We start from the raw sequence: 1,510 nt of genomic DNA on the forward strand, positions 1-1,510 counted from the left end.
TGTCTGCCATCAGCACTCATGGAACAGAATAGGTTGATTGCGTAACGGAGGATTTCAGGCTCATCGTAACCATCAGAGAGTGGAGATGAGAATGAAATCCGGGAAACAGAAAGCGTCGTCAGAGAGGGTCGTCAAAGACATCCGCAGGAAGACACGGCGCCAACATTCGGCAGAGGAGAAGATCCGCATTGTTTTAGACGGGCTTCGTGGTGAAGACAGCATTGCCGAACTGTGCCGCCGAGAAGGAATAGCCACGAGCCTTTATTACAGCTGGTCGAAAGAGTTTCTTGAGGCAGGCAAAAAGCGGTTGGCTGGGGACACGGCCCGCCAAGCCACCAGTTCCGAGGTGAAGGATCTGAAGGCGGAGTCATCCGCGCTGAAAGAGGTGGTAGCCGACCTGACCCTTGAGAACAGGCTACTCAAAAAAAGCATGTTCGAGGATGGGGGAGACGACGAATGAGATATCCTGCATCCGAGAAGCTTGAGATCATCCGGCTGGTTGACGGATCACACCTGCCGATCAAACGCACCCTGGAAAAGCTTGGTATCCCCAGAACGACGTTCTACCGCTGGTACGACAGGTATCTGTCTCTCGGCGAGGCCGGGCTTGAGGATCGCCATTCCCGGCCAGGCAGAGTTTGGAACCGCATCCCTGACAAGGTGCGTAAGCAGATCGTGGAGTTGGCTCTGGAGGAGCCCGAGTTATCACCACGCGAGCTTGCGGTGCGGTTCACCGACACCAGGCGCTACTTTGTCTCCGAGGCCAGCGTTTACAGGCTTCTGAAGGCGCAGGATCTGATCACCAGCCCAGCGTACATTACCATTAAAGCGGCGGATGAATTCCATGAGAAGACTGTTCGGCCAAACCAGCTTTGGCAGACTGACTTCACCTATCTAAAGGTCATTGGCTGGGGCTGGTTTTATCTTTCAACCATACTCGATGACTACAGCCGCTATGTTGTTGCTTGGCGGCTGTGCACCACGATGAAAGCTGACGATGTCACGGAAACGTTGGAAGACGCCTTGGCAACATCAGGTTGCGACAGCGCTTCCGTTGTTCACAAGCCCCGGCTGCTCAGCGACAATGGAAGCAGTTATATCTCTGGTGATCTGGCGAGATGGCTTGAAGATCAGGGCATGGATCACGTTCGCGGTGCCCCGAACCACCCGCAAACACAGGGCAAGATCGAACGATGGCACCAGACCCTGAAGAACCGTATCCTGCTGGAAAACTACTATCTGCCCGGAGCGCTCGAACAGGCCATCGGCGACTTCATCGATCATTACAACCACAACCGATACCACGAGAGCATCAGCAATCTGACACCCGCCGATGTCTACTTCGGTCGGGCCGAAACTATCCTCAGACGCAGAAAGGAAATCAAACACCAGACAATCCAGAAACGCCGCTTGCTGCATCATCAAAACGCGGCGTAAATTGAAACTACAGCGAGCCTGAGCCTCCAAAGCCAATCAACCGCTCGTGTTCCAAATCATTTGATGACAGACA

The 1,510-nt window shown here is 54.0% G+C and carries 1 protein-coding gene; it reads left to right on the forward strand.

From position 1 onward, the window contains the following. The first annotated feature begins 85 nt into the window (after positions 1-85). Positions 86-1,437 (forward strand): IS3 family transposase gene (locus ACR0K9_RS21460; protein WP_171239079.1). Its coding sequence is split into 2 segments (ribosomal slippage): positions 86-422 and positions 422-1,437, totalling 1,353 coding nucleotides; the frame shifts between segments, so codons are not numbered across the junction. Positions 1,438-1,510: the final 73 nt, after the last annotated feature.

Source organism: Ruegeria sp. L12 (assembly GCF_056531745.1).